14 protein-coding genes are annotated in these 16,297 nt (G+C 63.2%); 3 read left to right on the top strand and 11 right to left on the bottom strand.

From position 1 onward, the window contains the following. Positions 1–39: 39 nt before the first annotated feature. The 3 genes from QKW60_RS04330 to QKW60_RS04320 all read right to left on the bottom strand — a co-directional run bounded on the left by QKW60_RS04330 (position 40) and on the right by QKW60_RS04320 (position 2,744). Entirely contained in the window at positions 40–1,293 is a 1,254-nt protein-coding gene (locus QKW60_RS04330; RefSeq protein ID WP_282366721.1) for a Na+/H+ antiporter NhaA, read from the bottom strand. 79 nt (positions 1,294–1,372) lie between these two features. After that, entirely contained in the window at positions 1,373–2,413 is a 1,041-nt protein-coding gene (locus QKW60_RS04325) for a permease (RefSeq protein ID WP_282366719.1), read from the bottom strand. After that, positions 2,406–2,744, bottom strand: coding sequence for an ArsR/SmtB family transcription factor (locus QKW60_RS04320; RefSeq protein WP_282366717.1), 339 nt, complete (start codon positions 2,742–2,744; stop codon positions 2,406–2,408). Before QKW60_RS04320 ends, QKW60_RS04325 begins: the two co-directional genes overlap by 8 nt. A gap of 110 nt (positions 2,745–2,854) precedes the next feature. Between QKW60_RS04320 and QKW60_RS04315 the strand changes: the two genes are divergently transcribed. After that, on the top strand, positions 2,855–3,451 hold the full coding sequence (locus QKW60_RS04315) for a uracil-DNA glycosylase family protein (RefSeq protein ID WP_282366715.1): 597 nt from the start codon (positions 2,855–2,857) through the stop codon (positions 3,449–3,451). Next, positions 3,441–4,238, top strand: a complete 798-nt coding sequence (locus tag QKW60_RS04310) for an SseB family protein (protein WP_282366714.1) — start codon at positions 3,441–3,443, stop codon at positions 4,236–4,238. Before QKW60_RS04315 ends, QKW60_RS04310 begins: the two co-directional genes overlap by 11 nt. A gap of 15 nt (positions 4,239–4,253) precedes the next feature. Here QKW60_RS04310 and QKW60_RS04305 read toward each other — a convergent pair whose 3' ends face one another. The 8 genes from QKW60_RS04305 to QKW60_RS04270 all read right to left on the bottom strand — a co-directional run bounded on the left by QKW60_RS04305 (position 4,254) and on the right by QKW60_RS04270 (position 14,411). After that, a complete protein-coding gene (locus QKW60_RS04305) occupies positions 4,254–5,192 on the bottom strand; it encodes a 2-hydroxyacid dehydrogenase (RefSeq protein WP_282366713.1) in 939 nt (312 codons plus the stop codon). 1 nt (position 5,193) lies between these two features. Continuing rightward, positions 5,194–6,333, bottom strand: a complete 1,140-nt coding sequence (gene rodA, locus QKW60_RS04300; protein ID WP_282366712.1) for a rod shape-determining protein RodA — start codon at positions 6,331–6,333, stop codon at positions 5,194–5,196. Continuing rightward, positions 6,330–8,270, bottom strand: a complete 1,941-nt coding sequence (gene mrdA / locus QKW60_RS04295) for a penicillin-binding protein 2 (RefSeq protein ID WP_282366711.1) — start codon at positions 8,268–8,270, stop codon at positions 6,330–6,332. The genes rodA and mrdA overlap by 4 nt, the downstream gene beginning before the upstream one ends. Beyond that, on the bottom strand, positions 8,267–8,806 hold the full coding sequence (locus QKW60_RS04290) for a rod shape-determining protein MreD (RefSeq protein ID WP_282366710.1): 540 nt from the start codon (positions 8,804–8,806) through the stop codon (positions 8,267–8,269). Before QKW60_RS04290 ends, mrdA begins: the two co-directional genes overlap by 4 nt. Beyond that, entirely contained in the window at positions 8,799–9,716 is a 918-nt protein-coding gene (gene mreC / locus QKW60_RS04285) for a rod shape-determining protein MreC (RefSeq protein WP_282366709.1), read from the bottom strand. Before mreC ends, QKW60_RS04290 begins: the two co-directional genes overlap by 8 nt. 34 nt (positions 9,717–9,750) lie before the next feature. Further along, positions 9,751–10,788, bottom strand: a complete 1,038-nt coding sequence (locus QKW60_RS04280) for a rod shape-determining protein (protein ID WP_282366708.1) — start codon at positions 10,786–10,788, stop codon at positions 9,751–9,753. A 179-nt stretch (positions 10,789–10,967) separates the two neighbouring features. After that, positions 10,968–12,527: a 2-isopropylmalate synthase gene (locus tag QKW60_RS04275; RefSeq protein WP_282366707.1), complete on the bottom strand. Its 1,560-nt coding sequence runs from the start codon at positions 12,525–12,527 to the stop codon at positions 10,968–10,970. A gap of 393 nt (positions 12,528–12,920) precedes the next feature. Then, positions 12,921–14,411, bottom strand: a complete 1,491-nt coding sequence (locus QKW60_RS04270; protein WP_282366706.1) for an MORN repeat-containing protein — start codon at positions 14,409–14,411, stop codon at positions 12,921–12,923. Positions 14,412–14,614: 203 nt separating this feature from the next. Between QKW60_RS04270 and QKW60_RS04265 the strand changes: the two genes are divergently transcribed. Continuing rightward, positions 14,615–16,273, top strand: coding sequence for an NAD+ synthase (locus QKW60_RS04265; RefSeq protein ID WP_282366705.1), 1,659 nt, complete (start codon positions 14,615–14,617; stop codon positions 16,271–16,273). Positions 16,274–16,297: the final 24 nt, after the last annotated feature.

The raw sequence follows: 16,297 nt of genomic DNA, 5'->3' as shown, positions 1-16,297 counted from the left end.
GGCACAGGCGCATTTTAAAGGGCGCCCGTGCCGCAAATGTCAGCCGTTGACCTTCTCGACCCGGAAGGCCTTACCCGCAATGATGGACAGGACCGCCGCGCCGAAGGAGAAGAGCGCACCCATCTTGGCGGCATCCTGAACCGGTCCGGCCGGGAAGGCGACCGAGGCGACAAAGAGCGCAACGGTGAAGCCGATGGCGGCGACGAAACCGATTACGACGAGGTCGACCGACCGCATGCCCTGCGGCAGGCCGAGTTTCATCGGATAGGCGGCGAACCAGCCGAACAGGAAGATACCGACAGGCTTGCCGATGATCAGCCCCAGGAGCACCAGCCACGTCGGCTCGGCAATCGCCGAAAACTCCACGCCCGCGTTCAGTAGACCGAAGAAGAACAGGACAAACTCCACCGGGTATTTCAGATGATGCTCGATCCAGTTCAGAAGGTCGGTGAGATACTGCTCGGCCTCGGCGAAGATACCGAAGGCGCGATCAGCATGCGGGATCGCCGGCACGATGGGCAGAAGGCCAAGCGCGGGGTGGATGCCCGATTCCTGAAAACCGTACCAGCTCAGGCAGCCGGCGATGAGATAGGGCCAGAACGACAGCTTCTGCCGAACCCAGGTGGAGTTCGGGCGCAACTGGTTGCCCCGGTCAAGGCGACGCGGTAGCCAGTTGGCCAGCACGAAGACGGCAAAGGCCGCGCCGAAGGACAGGATCAGCCATTCCGGTGCAAGATCACCAGATGGATAGAAGATCGCCAGGATGATCAGCCCCGCCGCATCGTCGGCAATAGCCAGCAGCAGAAGGAAGCGGATCGCCGGGTGTCCGGCGCCAAAGACCATGCGGCCAACGAGGTACGAAAACGCGATATCGGTGGCGGTCGGGATCGCCCAGCCACGGCTCACCGTCTCATAGACACCCAGAACAGCGGCGAGGCCAAGATACACGGCGATCGGGCCGAACATGCCGCCTGCGGTCGCGATCAGGGGCGTCATCGCCTTCTTACCGCGCAGAGAGCCGTTTTCGAGGATGATCGCCTCCCACACTTCCTTCGCTGCGATGGCGAAGAAGAAGGCCATGCCGATGTCGTTGACGAGGTAGTGCAGCGTCAGCGTCCGGGTGATGTGGCCGCCTTCCTCATGTGCATGGCCGATGAAGAAGTGATCGACGATCACGAAATCGACGAACTGATGGTAACTCGACGCGTCGATATTGGCCCAGATCAGCGCGATCAGGGCCCCGGCGATCAACAGCAGAGAATAGTTGGTGACGTAATTCCAGACGCGATACATACGCGTGCCCCCTCCCGCTTTGGCCCTGTTTTCCCGGACTTATCGGAAAACAGGCCTAGGAGCAACGGTCGTGGACACGTCAGGCGATGGCCTGCCAGACCAGCCCGGCAATGACGGAACCCGCGAAAGCATAGCCGAGATAGGCGGCGAAGATGCGGGGTTTCACGAGCGCCCAGACGGCGATGGCGGCCGGGATGCAGCTGACGCCGCCAGCGAGCATGAAACTCATCGCCGCACCGTTCGACATGCCCTGTTCCAGGAGTGCGTCAACAAGCGGCACGGCGGCATAGCCGTTGAGATAGGCGGGTGCGCCGACCAGTGCGCCAAGGACAATGGGACCGATGCCGCTGCCGCCAAGTACGCCCGCGATCCAGTCGGCTGGGACATAGCGAATCATCACTGCCTCGACCGCATAGGCCAGTGTCAGCCATTTCAGAAGGAAAACGGCGTTTTCGGTGGCGGCCGAACGGAATGTGTCGCGTCGGTCCGGATCACTCCAGAACCGCCAAACCGGCTTGCCCGACATGGGCTTTTCCGTGCCGCAGCAAGAGCTTCCGCAGGCCGGTGCCGGTTTCTTGCGAAGGGGATCGCGGAAGACGGGAGTTGACGCGAAAGCCATCGTTCCGAACCCGCCCATGAGTCCCAGCCCGATAGCCGCCGCCGTCTTGGCGAGGGCAAAGCCGAAGCCGAGCGTACCCGCCGTGATCGCGAACATCGCCGGGTCCATCAGAGGGGATGCCAGCCAGAAAGCCATCACTGCACTCAGGGGCGCGCCAAGGGCAAGAAGCGCCGCGATGAACGGGATGACCTCGCAGGAGCAGAAGGGCGCGAGCCCGCCCATCAGGGCTGCAAGCACGATCATCCGCGTCTCGCGCCCCTCGAAGGCGCGGGCAACCAGCGCTTCCGCACCGGTCGCCTTCAGATAGCCGATGGCCAGGACGGCGAAGCCGATGAATGGAGCGGTCGATAAAAGCGCACCTCCGGTGAAGCGGATGGTTGGCCACAGCGCGGGCAAGTCGAAGATTGTGACAGCGGCCAGCAGAACCGCCAGCGCGATCCAGGCCCCGTCAACCGGCAGCCGCGAATGGCCGTGGTCGTGGGAATGGGTGGTCTCAGCCATGATGGTGCCCCGGTTGGCCGCTGTCGGCACAGCATTCGTTGAGAAGAAATCGCGACAAGGCCCGGACCTGTTCGTAGGCCACGGCCGCGCAGATGATCGACCGACCCTGTTTTGTCTGTGTCACCAGACCGGCTTGGGCGAGGATCTTCATGTGGTGGGTCAATGTCGATCCGGTCACGCCCGCGCGTTCACCCAGCGTGCCGATCGTCAGCCCGTCCGGCCCCGCGCGCACCAGTGTGCGCAGGACGGCGAGCCGTTGTTCGGAACCAAGCGCCGCGAAGGTCGAGGCGGCGATTTCGACGGAAAGGTCATCGGTGGTCATATGTTTCATGTTTCTAGAATTATAGAAATGATTGAGTCGCACAAGAGAAATTTCGATAAACATCGAAATAACGTGATTGCGCCTTTTCCTGACCTGGGCGTCGCGGCAGAGTGCGGGCCATGGCTCTGACCGACGACATATCCGCCTGCCGTCTCTGTGCCGAGGATTTCGCGCGGACCGCGACGGCGCACGAACCGCGCCCCGTGGTCTGGTTTCGCCCCTCGGCGCGGGTGCTGATCGCCGGGCAGGCGCCGGGCGCGCGGGTGCATGACAGCGGTCAGCCCTTCACCGATCCGTCTGGCGACCGGTTGAGAGACTGGCTCGGGCTCGATCCGCAGGGTTTTTATGACAGCAAGAAGGTGGCCATCGTGCCGATGGCCTTCTGTTTTCCGGGCTATGACGCCAAAGGGTCCGACCTGCCGCCGCCGAAACGCTGCGCTGAACATTGGCACGAACGGGTCATGTCGGTCTTGTCGAATGTCCGGATCGCCTTCCTCGTTGGCGGCTATGCGCATCGCTGGCATCTCGGCGTGGCGGCGGCAAAGGGCGGCGTTACGGAAACCGTGAAGCACTGGCGCGACCATGCGCCGCGCGTCTTTCCCTTGCCTCATCCCTCCTGGCGCAATACCGGCTGGCTGAAACGCAATCCCTGGTTCGAGGCGGAACTGCTGCCCGAGGCACGGGCGCGCTTGTCCGAGGTGATGGATGACGACTGAAACGATGCTCGACCGCGCCCATGCGGCAATGGAGGCGGCACCCGAGGACGATGCGGCGCGGCTAAGATTCTATGAGCGGCTGGCCGACGCCGAACTCTTTCTCCTGCTGGAGGCCGAACCGATCGGTGAAACCATCGCTCCGCAGGTTTTCCCGCTTGACGAAGGGCGGTTCGCACTGGCCTTCGATACAGAAGAACGGCTGGCTGAATTTACAGGCGCGCCCGCGCCTTATGCCGCACTGCCGGGGCGGGTAATTGCACGGGGATTGGCAGGCGAGGGTGTGGGGCTTGGCCTCAATCTCGGCGTGGTGCCGTCCACCTTCCTGATGCCGGCAGCGGCGCTGGGCTGGCTGGCCGGAACGCTAGATCACACGCCCGAACAGGCCCAGGGGCAGATCACATCGGTCGCGGCTCCGACGCGGTTGCCTGAGGCGGTCGTGGCGGCGCTGGATGCCAAGCTTGCCGGGTTGGCGGGGCTCGCACGCGCCGCGCATCTGGTGGCGGTCAGTTACGGCGACGGGCGGCGCGGCCATCTTCTGGCCTTTGAAGGTGCTGTGGAGGGGGCTGAGGCGGCGCTGGCCAAGGCGGTGTCCGAAGCGCTGGTCTTTTCCGGGATCGAGGCGGGCGAGATCGACGTAGCCTTTCCGGGAGCGGGCGATCAACTCACGGCACGCGTTGCCCGGGTGTCGTTGCGCTTCGACCTGCCTGAGCCCGAGGTCGACACGGCGCAGGTGGTAACACCGGCCGCACCGGGGATGGACCCGGCCAGACCGCCCAAGATCAGATAGGCCGACCCGGCCGCATCAATATCCGCGCGACCGGTCCACGAGGTGCAGGAAGGGTTCGCCCGCCTCACCGCGTCGGATGTTCTCGGCAATGACCTGAGACGAGCTGGACGGTCGCGTGTCGGCCGCGATATGCGGGGTCACGGTAACCCTCGGATGTGCCCAGAAGGGATGATCGGGCGGCAGCGGCTCGGTACGGAACACGTCAAGCGTGGCATGGCCGATCCGATCCTCATCGAGCGCGGCAAGCAAAGCGGTATCGTCGATCAGGGGGCCGCGTCCGGGATTGATGATCACCGCACCTTCCGGCATCAGTGCCAAACGGTCGGCATTCATCAGGTCGCGGGTGTTCTCGGTCAGCGGTAGAAGCAGGACCGCGATTTCGGCGCGCGACAGGACATGGGCAAGACCGTCCTCGCCCGATCGGCATTCGATGCCGTCAATGGCCTTCGGGCTGCGGCTCCATCCCATCACCGGAAAGTTCAGTGCGGTCAGCGCGCGGGCAGAGGCCTGCCCCAGTTCGCCGAGGCCCAGCATGGCGACGGGACGTTCACGGGCCAAAGGCGGCAGAACCGAATTGCGCCAGACGCCATCCTGTCCATGGATATGGGCATCCATCCCCAGATGATGGCGCAGAACGTGACCGACCACGTATTCCTCCATGCCTTCGGTCAGGCCCCAGTCGACCATGCGTGCAAGAGGCTGGGTCAGGGTCGGGTTCGTCACCAGACGCTCTACCCCCGCCCAGAGGTTCAGAACCGCCTTGCAGTTCACGTAAGGTCCGAAATCCTCGATGACCCCGCCCGGCGCGAACACGATGTAGTCGACCGAAGCCGGGTCATCCGTCCGGTCCGACATCACGATATCAAGCCCCGCAGCGGTGAAGGCCGCGTTCAGGGGATTACGGTATTCCTCCCAGTTCGCGGGACCGGCGGCGAAAAAGACGGTGGCGGGCATGTTACCTCGGACGGTGGATATGGGCGCTTTGCACAAGGCCGAACCCGGCCAAAAGGATGATCATCGCCGTTCCGCCATAGGACACAAGTGGCAGCGGCACGCCGACAACGGGCATCAGCCCTGTCACCATCGACATGTTCACCATGAAGAACAAGAAGAAGGTGCTGCTGATCCCCAGGATCAGAAGCGCCGAGAACCGGTCGCGGTTGGCGAGTGCTGACTGGATACAGAAGAGAAGGATCATGACGTAGAGCATGAGCAAAGAGAAAGCACCGATAAAACCAAACTCTTCGGCAAGCGTGGTGAAGATGAAGTCGGTGTGCTTTTCCGGCAGGAAGTTCAGCCGCGACTGGGTGCCCTGCATGAAGCCCTTACCGGCCCAGCCGCCCGAGCCGAGTGCGATCTGCGCCTGCGTGATGTTGTAGCCCGCGCCAAGGGGGTCTGCCGACGGGTCAAGGAAGGTATCAATCCGGCGGAACTGGTAGTCTTTGATCAGTTGCCAGTCGGTGCCGCGGCTTTCGATCACGGTAAAGATCAGCGCCACGCCAAGCGCAATGACGGTGCCGAAATACCAAATTCTGACGCCCGCGACGAACATCACGATGCCCCCCCCGGCCAAAAGCAGGATCGCGGTGCCAAGGTCGGGTTGCTTCAGGACGAGGAAGGTGGGGACGAGGATCATCACGACCGGAATGATCACCCAGAGCGGATGCGACACCTTCTTGACGTCGAGCCAGTCGTAATAGGCCGCAAGCAGCATCACGAGCGCGATCTTCATCAGTTCCGACGGCTGCAGGCGCAGGGGGCCGATTTCCAGCCATCGCTGCGCGCCCATGCCGATATCGCCGAATAATTCCACGGCCACGAGCAAGAGAAGCGAGCCGAGATAGGCGACTGCGGAAACGTTTCGCCAGAACCAGATCGGGACGAATCCGATCGCCAGCATGCCGACAAGTCCAATTGCGAAACGTTTCATCTGCGGTTCGGCCCAGACGTCGATCCGGCCGCCCGCGACCGAATAGAGCATGAGGAACCCGACCGATGCGACTGCAGCCAGAAGCAGGACGAGTGGCCAGTTCACATGCAGTACCTTGCGCAGACCCGTTGGCACCGTCTTGACGTTGTACTCAAGATAACTCATGCGCGCGACCGCCCTCCGCTGGGGCCTTCGGGATCGAGAAGCTGCAGCTTTTCACGTTCGGCCTCGATCCGGTTGCGCTGATCAGCTGGATAGGCGGTAAGGGGCGGTATCCCGCCGTGAAGCGCATGAAGTACGATGTCGCGGGCGATGGGGGCCGCGGCCGTGGAGCCGCCTCCGCCATGCTCTACCACGACCGAAACCGCGACCTTGGGCGCGTCGAAGGGCGCATAGCAGACATAAAGCGCGTGGTCGCGGCGTTCCCAGGGCAGGTCTTCATTGCGGAAAACCCCGCGCGCCCGTTCGGCAGCAGTGATGTTGCGGACCTGGCTGGTGCCGGTCTTGCCGGCCATCCGCATCGTATCGTCGACGATGCGCGAGCGGTAGGCGGTGCCGCTCTGCGAATTGGAGACGTCGAACAGGCCCTGGCGGACTGCACGCAATGCCGCGTCACTTAGGCCAAGTAGCGGGGCCTCAGCCAGCGGCACGTCGAGCCCGTCAACAGCCCTTACCAGACGCGGCTCGATTGCTCGGCCGCTCGCTACCCGTGCTGTCATCACCGCAAGCTGCAGCGGAGAGGCCAGCACATAGCCCTGACCGATGCCGGAATTGAGCGTATCGCCGACCAGCCAGGACTTGCCATATTTCGCCAGTTTCCAGTTCTTGTCCGGCGCAAGCCCTTCGGAAATCGCCGACATCGGCAGATCGAACCGGGCGCCTATCCCCAACCGCCGGGCCATCTCGGCCAGTTTGTCGATGCCGACGCGCTGGGCGACTTCATAGTAATAGACATCACAGGATTTCTCGAGGCTCTCGGTCATGCGAACGTAACCGTGGCCGCCACGTTTCCAGCAATGAAACCGGCGATTGCCAAGTTGGGTGTAACCGGGGCAATAGACCGTCTCGCCGGGGTTTATGACACCGGCCTCCATCGCGGCCAGCGCGGTCACGATCTTGAAGGTGGAGCCGGGCGGATAAGCGCCCTGAACGGTCTTGTCTGCAAGCGGACGGTGATCGTTTTCTGTCAGCGCCCGATAATCAGGGCCGGAAATGCCACGCACGAACAGGTTTGGGTCGAAGCTGGGGGCGGAGTTGATGGCAAGAATATCGCCGGTATTCACGTCGACGACGACAGCGGCGGCACTTTCCTCGCCCAGACGCGCCTGTACATAATTCTGCAGGCGGTGGTCGATGGTGATGCGGACGTTGGCGCCGGGGTCGCCCTCCTGCCGCCCCAGTTCGCGCATGACCCTGCCTGAGGAGTTGACCTCAATCCGTCGCGAACCGGCTTTTCCGCGCAGGTCGGCCTCCAGCTTGGCCTCAACTCCGATCTTGCCAATCTGGAACCGCGGGATCTTCAGCAGCGGGTCCGGGTCCTCGATCTTCGACAGGTCGTAATCGCTGACCGGGCCGACATAACCGAGGACATGGGCGAAATCGGCGCCTTGCGGATAGAACCGAGACAGTCCGACCTCGGTTGTGATGCCGGGAAGGGCGGGGGCGTTGACGGCAACGCGCGAAAATTCCTCCCAGCTCAGGCGGTCGGCGATGGTAATTGGCAGGGTCGGCGTTCGCGCCGCCTCCTTGAGGGTCCGCTCGCGGTCATCATCCGTGAGTGGGATGAGCTGGGCCAGTTCGTCGAGAACCGCCGAGGTATCGCCCGCATCCTCCTGGATGATCGTGATCCTGTAGTTCTGTTCGTTTCCAGCAACCACGGTGCCGTTACGGTCCTGAATCAGTCCCCTGGCGGGTGGCAGAAGGCGGACCTTGATCGAGTTTTCCTCGGCAAGAAGCAGGAACTCGTCGGCTTGGTCGACCTGAAGGTAGCGCATCCGGAAAGCCAGCGTGCCGACGAAGACCGCCTGGAGCGACCCAAGCAGCATTGCGCGGCGGCCAATGCGGCGGTGGCTTTCCTGTGCGTCGCGTGGGGAACGTCTCATATCCGACGCCCCAATGTGTCGACCTCACCGGTTGCGGTCCTGCGGACCCCAAGGACGAAGAGGGTGGCCAGTACAATCAAAGGATAGGCGACGATCGTGGTTATGACCTGAAGCATGACTGGCCCGAAATCTGCCTGCGGCACGAGGAACAGCGCAAGCACAAGCCAATTTACGATCGCCATGGCCAGGATCAGGGCACCTGTCGCTGCCCATTCAACAATGAAGGGAAGGTCACGCAAGAGCGCTTCGCGAGACCGCAGGAATTCAGTGCCCAGAAGTACGATCAGCGCCCAGAGACCCGGTGGCCGCATCGCGAGGATGTCTTCGATCAGAAAGACGATCACAATCAGCAGCGCGGGCGCATAGTCGGGGCGCCGCTGAACCCAGGCCAGCGCGAGACATAAGATGAGGTCGGGCCCCGGGAACCGCGCGGGCAGGGCGCTGAGTGGCAGGAGCCGCACGAAAAGGATCACAGCGGCAAGGGCAAGAAACAGGCTGCGATAGCTGAACCTCGTGGCGGCGGCCGGATCAACCATCTCCGGCCTCCGTTGGTGCCGGGGTCTCCGCAGCCTCTGCATCCGGCGCAACCGGCGGCGGGATCAGGCGGCCCGCTTCGGTGATCTGCTCGGCCGGGTGGCTGCGCAGAACGCGCAGGAAGTTCAGCCGCTCGTAGTCAGCGGCAAGCGCCACGCGAAGCCGCTGGTCGGTGCCAAGCGTGACCTGCCCGACGAGCAGCCCTGCCGGGAAGACCCCGCCATCGCCCGAGGAAATCACCCGATCGCCGGGGCGGACCTGCTCCGGGGCTTCAAGAAACTCAACCGGCGGAGAGTGGGAATTGTCACCCACGAGCATCGCCTTCTGACCCGAGGGCTGGATCACGACCGGGATTCGGCTGGAGGCGTCGGTCAGAAGGATCACCCGCGCCGTGGTCTGCCCGACACCCGAGATGCGGCCGACAAGGCCGAGCCCGTCCATCGTCGCCCAGCCATCGACGATCCCATCGCGTGACCCGACATTCAGAAGAACCGACTGGCGAAAGGGTGACCCGGCATCGGCGAGCACGACGCCCGAAACCGAGGTCAGTTTGGGGTCGAGTCGGACCTGGTTCTGCGCCAGAAGCTTGGCGTTTTGCTGTTCCAGTTGGACGGCGGCTTCTTTCCACGCCTTCATCTGCTGCAGCTCGCGCCGCAGTTCCTGGTTCTGGTCGTAGAGCGCGGCATAGGACTGGAACCCGTCCACCATGTCCATGAACTTGGTTACCGGCACCAGTGCCCATTCCATGTTTGGCACGACGCGGTCGATGACAGCCGCGCGGAACCGTTCCACGCGCGGGCTGTCAATGCGCCAGATCAGGAAGATGACAGCCAGCAGGAAGACGAGCGCAGCCGTCAGTACCCGACGCAGCGGGCGCTTGAATTCGGCTTCGGTGTTGCGGTCTCGTGCCACAGTCGGCCTCGTTCTCGGGCGCTGGGGTCAGGTCTCAGCTGTCGTAATCTATCACATGCCGGAGCTGTTTTTCATATTCCAATGCCTTGCCGGTGCCGAGGGCAACACAATTCAGACATTGGTCGGCGATGGAGATCGACAGGCCGGTCTGTTCGCGCAGCGCCAGATCCAACTCGCCCAGAAGCGCGCCGCCGCCCGTCAGCATCACGCCCCGGTCGACGATATCGGCTGCAAGGTCGGGGGGCGTCGCTTCCAGCGCGATCATCACCGCCTCGCAGATGGCCTGAACCGGTTCGGCCAGCGCCTCGGCGATCTGGGCCTGATTGATCTCTACTTCCTTAGGTACGCCGTTCAGCAGGTCGCGGCCGCGGATCTGCATCGACGCGCCGCGTCCGTCATCCGGCATCCGTGCCGTGCCGATGGAGGTCTTGATCCGTTCGGCCGTGCTTTCTCCGATCAGCAGGTTCTGCTGGCGGCGCAGGTGCGAGATGATCGCCTCATCCATCCGGTCGCCGCCGACGCGGACGGACCGCGCATAGACGATGTCGCCGAGCGAGAGGACTGCAACTTCGGTCGTGCCGCCGCCGATATCGACGACCATGGACCCGGTCGGATCGGTGATCGGCATGCCCGCGCCGATGGCCGCCGCGATGGGTTCGGCGATCAGCCCGGCGCGCCGTGCACCGGCGGAAAGGACCGACTGGCGGATTGCCCGCTTTTCAACCGGGGTCGCGCCGTGGGGGACGCAGACGATGATCTTCGGCTTGGAGAAGGTGGTGCGGCGATGGACCTTGCGGATGAAGTGTTTGATCATCTCTTCGGCCACGTCGAAATCGGCGATCACGCCTTCGCGCATCGGCCGGATCGCCTCGATGGAACCAGGGGTACGCCCCAGCATCAGCTTGGCATCCTCGCCGACGGCGAGCACCTGCTTCTTGCCGTCCTTGACGTGGTAGGCCACGACCGAGGGTTCATTCAGGATGATCCCCTTGCCCTTTACGTAGACGAGCGTATTCGCCGTCCCGAGGTCAATCGCCATATCCGACGAAAACAGCCCACCCCAACTTGCCATCGATCTTCCCACTCCAAACAGATTGCGGCCCGCGACTCGGGCGTCGCAGGCCGGACATACTTATAGGCTTGGGCGGCACAATGCGAAAGGGGGCGGCGGAACGCCCGTTGCGGCATTCCGCCGAGTTTCATTTATCGAACATTTCTGAGTCAATTATCCAATCAGGTTGGGGCAAAATATCAAGAAACCGACTTAAACTCTTCAGGCTTCGTCTTTGCCCGCCTTACGATCAGGTTGTTCAGTGCGCTAATATAGGCCTTGGCGCTGGCCACAACCGTATCGGTATCTGACGACTGACCGGTGACGATCTTGCCGTCTTCCTCCAGCCTGACGGACACGGTGGCCTGCGCGTCCGTGCCCTCCGTCACCGCATGGACCTGATAGAGCGCGAGCCGCGCGTTGTGCGGGAAGAGCCGTTTGATCGCGTTGAAGGTCGCGTCAACCGGTCCATCGCCCTGCGCCGTCACCTGCTGGTCCTTGCCGTCCACGGTCAGGATCAGATCGGCAGATTGCGGCGCCTCGGTGCCGCAGATCACCCGCAGGAACTTAACCTGCAAGTGATCGTCTGCCCCTTCCGAGGCCTGATCGCTCATCAGCGCGATGATGTCCTCGTCGAAGACTTCCTTCTTGCGGTCGGCGAGCGCCTTGAACCGCACGAAGACATCATTGAGCTGGTTGTCGGCGAGGTCGAAGCCCAGATCGTTCAGCTTCGACCTGAGCGCCGCACGGCCCGAATGCTTGCCCAGGGGCAGCGAGGTTCCGGCCAGGCCGATATCCTGCGGGCGCATGATCTCGAACGTCTCGGCGTTCTTCAGCATCCCGTCCTGATGGATGCCGCTTTCATGGGCGAAGGCGTTCTTGCCGACGATGGCCTTGTTGAACTGCACCGGAAAGCCCGAGACGGCGGCGACGCGGCGCGAGATGTTCATGATCTTCGTCGTGTCGATCCGGGTCTGATAGGGCATGATGTCGTTACGGACCTTGAGGGCCATCACGACCTCTTCCAGCGCGGTATTGCCCGCGCGCTCACCCAGACCGTTGATCGTGCATTCGATCTGCCGCGCGCCGGCCTCAACGGCGGCCAGCGCGTTGGCCGTTGCCATGCCAAGGTCGTTGTGGCAATGGGTGGCGAAGATGATGTCGTCCGCGCCGGGTACCTTTTCGATCAGCATGCGGATCAGGTCGGCGCTTTCGCGCGGGGCTGTATAGCCCACAGTGTCAGGGATGTTGATCGTGGTGGCACCCGCCTTGATCGCGATTTCGACCACCCGGCAGAGATAGTCGTGTTCGGTCCGCGTCGCATCCATCGGCGACCATTGCACGTTGTCGCAGAGGTTGCGGGCATGGGTCACAGTGTCATGGATGCGCTCGGCCATCTGGTCCATGTCCAGATTGGGGATGGCGCGGTGCAGGGGCGAGGTGCCGATGAAGGTGTGAATGCGCGGGCGTTTCGCGTGTTTCACCGCTTCCCAGCAGCGGTCAATATCCTTGAAGTTGGCCCGGGCGAGGCCGCAGATGACGGACTGTTTCGCCTGCTTGGCGATCGCCGTGACGGCCTCAAAATCCCCTTCGGACGCGATGGGGAACCCGGCTTCGATGATGTCGACGCCCATCTCGTCGAGCATCTCGGCGATTTCGAGCTTTTCCTCATGCGTCATGGTCGCGCCGGGTGATTGTTCCCCGTCGCGCAAGGTGGTGTCGAAAATCACCACGCGGTCCTGGCTGGTCTTGTCGGTCATTGTCCTGATCTCACTTGTCTACCTTAGCTTTGCCTGGCGCAGGGTCACCTCTGAGCGGTCGCGCCGGAAGGCACGCTCAGAGGCGGCTAAGGAGGAGAAGGGCACGAAGCGACCGGGCGCGCGAAGCACATTGGGCGGTCGGGATATAAAAGCTCCGTGTCATGGGGCGCGACTATAGCGATGAGACGGGAAAGGAAAAGCGGAAAATTCGGATAGCCGGAGCGGAATAGAAGGGCAGGTTTCAGCGCACTCCGTTCGGGGTATCAAACCTGATCGGCAAAGTGTCGGCGTTGCGTCGGCAAATCGTATGGCCGCCGCGTGACGCCGACCAGCGTCGGGTTGATCGCCGGTGCCGGTTCAGGGCCGGGATATGAAAACGATCGACGCCGCCGGTCAGTTCGCGGTTTCTGCCGCATCCGGGCTGGCTGGGGCGGTTTCGTCCGCCGGGGGGGCGGATGCGTCGGGGGACGGCGTTTCGGGATCGGGCGTGGGTGCGGTCAGGGCGCCGCGGGTCCAGGTGCCGGATTCAACCTCGCCTGTCGCGTATCGCAAGATACCCTCGCCTTCGCGCTGACCGCCCACGAAGCCCCCCTCGTAGACATCGCCATTGGAATAGGTTGCGGTCCCCTGTCCGTGCATCTGTCCCGCCTGCCAGCCGCCGGAATAGCGGAAACCGTCCGGCATGACGGCTTCGCCCATTCCGTGGCGTTGGTCATTTGCAAACTCGCCCGTATAAACCGATCCGTCTTCATATGTTGCGGTGCCACGACCGCTGCGCATACCTTCTACCCAGTCGCCCGTATAGGTCTGGCCGCTGGGATAGGTCATGGTGCCCTGGCCATGATATTTGCCATCCTTGAACCCGCCCTCGTAGACCCGGCCGTCGGGCAGTCGCTTGGTGCCGCTTTCACCGATGACGCCATCGACCCAAGAGCCGGTGAAGCTGACGCCATCGGGGGCTGTCATCGTGCCGATGCCGTTGAAGCGGTTTTCACGGAATGCACCCTCGTATACGGTGCCGTCGGGATAGGTCGCCTTGCCGGAGCCAAGCTTGTGCCCCTCGACCCAATCGCCCTCATAGATATATCCATTCGGGAAGCTCAGCGTCCCCTTGCCGTGGAACACGTCATCAGCAAAATCGCCCACGTAAATATTGCCGTTGGCATAGATCGCCCGCCCGTGACCGCTGCGTTTCCCATTCACGAAGCTGCCTTCATAGCTTGACCCGTCCGGCCGGGTGAACTTGCCTGCGCCGTTCAGCTTGCCGCCAGCCCATCCACCTTCATAGACCGATCCGTCCGGACGGGTCAGCCGACCCTGTCCCGCCATCGTTCCGCCGAGCATGTCGCCTTCGTAGATCGAACCGTCTGCGAATGTGATCGTACCGGTGCCCTGATTGACCCCATCGATCCAGTCGCCCTCATAGGTCGCGCCGTTTGGCAGGCGAAGCGCGCCCTTGCCGTTGGGACGCCCCATTTTCAACGTGCCGGAATAGACTGATCCGTCAAAGTATTCCAGCGTGCCTTGCCCTTCGATCGCGCCTGCGACCCAGTCACCTTCATAGCTGCCGCCATTGGCGAAGATCATCTTGCCTTTGCCATGCGGCTGGCCTTTCACGAGCGCCCCTTCATAGACGGAGCCGTTGACATACCGCAGCCGGCCCTGGCCAAGAATCTCACCCTCGACCCAGTCGCCGGTATATTCGTAGCCATCCGGCAATCGGTAGGTACCCTGTCCGTGCTGCTTGCCGTCCTTGAACGTGCCCTCGTAGATGCCGCCGTTCTCGTATTCCTTGGTGATCGTTTCCTGCGCCGTGGCCGTTCCGGCCGCGCCGATGGTCATCATCACCAGAAAAGCCGGTATTCCCGAACCGCCGCGCAGCATGGTTGACCTCGCCCTGCAATCGCCGACCGGACCACCGCAATACCGAAAGCTCGGCCGGTCGCGTCGTCGGCACCCGTTCCGGAGCCTAATTGCCCGACCCTGTTGTGACAACCCAGTGCAGGGGGGCTGCCGCCTGCGGTTCAGCCGATGGCTTTCCCTCGGCGGCAGGTCTGGTAAGACGGGGCAGGAACCCGGGAAAACGCATGTCCGAAACCTTGCGCCTGACACTGGCACAGCTCAATCCGACTGTCGGTGCCCTTGCCGCCAATGCCGCCAAGGCCCGCGCCGCCTGGGAACAGGGCCGCGCCGCCGGGGCGGACATGGTCGCGCTGACTGAGATGTTCATCACCGGCTATCAGACGCAGGATCTGGTGCTGAAACCGGCCTTTGCCGAGGCGGCGATGGAAGAGATCGACCGGCTGGCCGCCGCCTGCGCCGACGGGCCTGTTCTGGGCATCGGCGGGCCCTACCGAGACGCGAGCGGCCTTTACAACGCCTATTACGTGCTACGGGGTGGCAAGGTCGCGGCGCGGGTGCTGAAACACCACCTGCCGAACGAAGCGGTCTTTGACGAGGAGCGGCTTTTTACATCCGCCCCGGTCAGCGGCCCCTATGCGGTGGGGCCGGTCCGCATCGGCACCCCCATCTGCGAGGATGCGTGGTTCGACGATGTGACCGAGACGCTGGCCGAGACCGGGGCGGAGATCCTGCTGGTGCCCAACGGGTCGCCCTATTACCGCAACAAATACGACGTGCGGGTCAACGTGATGGTTGCGCGTGTCATCGAGACCCATCTGCCGCTCGTCTATCTCAACATGGTCGGCGGGCAGGATGATCAGGTCTTTGACGGCGGCAGTTTCGTGCTGAACCCGGGCGCGGAACTGGCCGCGCAACTGCCGGTCTTTGACGAATGCATCCGCCATGTGGATTTCGAGAAGGGCGTGAAGGGCTGGCAGGCGGTCCGGACCGAGCTTGATGCCCGGCCCGACGAGTGGGAGCAGGATTACCGCGCCATGGTGCAGAGCTTGCACGACTATCTCGGCAAGACCGGGTTCGGCAAGGTGTTGCTGGGACTGTCGGGCGGGGTGGATTCGGCGCTCGTGGCCACCATTGCCGCCGATGCGATCGGGCCGGAAAATGTGCGCTGCGTCATGCTGCCCTCGGAATATACGTCCACCCATTCGCTGGAAGATGCGGACGGCGTTGCCAAGGCCTTGGGCTGCCGGTTGGACACTGTGCCGATCTCCGGCCCCCGCGCGGCGGTGACCGAGGCTTTGGCGCCCTTGTTCGAGGGGACTGAGCCGGGCCTGACGGAGGAGAATATCCAGTCGCGGCTGCGCGGTCTGCTGCTCATGGCTTTGTCGAACAAGTTCGGCGAGATGTTGCTGACGACGGGCAACAAATCCGAGGTCGCGGTGGGCTATGCCACGATCTATGGCGACATGGCGGGGGGTTATAACCCGCTGAAAGACCTCTACAAGATGCGGGTCTTCGAGACCTGCCGCTGGCGCAACGCCAATCACCGGCCCTGGATGATGGGCCCGGCGGGCGAGGTCATTCCGGCGCGTGTCATCGACAAGCCACCTTCGGCCGAACTCCGGCCCGACCAGAAGGACGAGGACAGCTTGCCGCCCTATGCGGTTCTGGACGCGGTTTTGGAACGGCTTGTCGACCGCGATCAGTCGGTGGCCGAGGTGGTCGCGGCGGGGTTCGACCGCGACATGGTGAAGAAGGTGGAGCGGCTGATCTACCTGTCTGAATACAAACGCTTCCAGTCCGCGCCGGGTCCCCGGCTGACGCGCAAGGCCTTCTGGCTCGACCGGCGTTATCCGATCGTGAACCGCTGGCGCGACGAGAACTGAGGACAGAGACGGAATGGACCTGTC

The organism is Albidovulum aestuarii (genome assembly GCF_029961185.1).
GTDB classification, from domain to species: domain Bacteria; phylum Pseudomonadota; class Alphaproteobacteria; order Rhodobacterales; family Rhodobacteraceae; genus Albidovulum; species Albidovulum aestuarii.
This window is presented reverse-complemented; position numbering and strand designations above follow the sequence as displayed.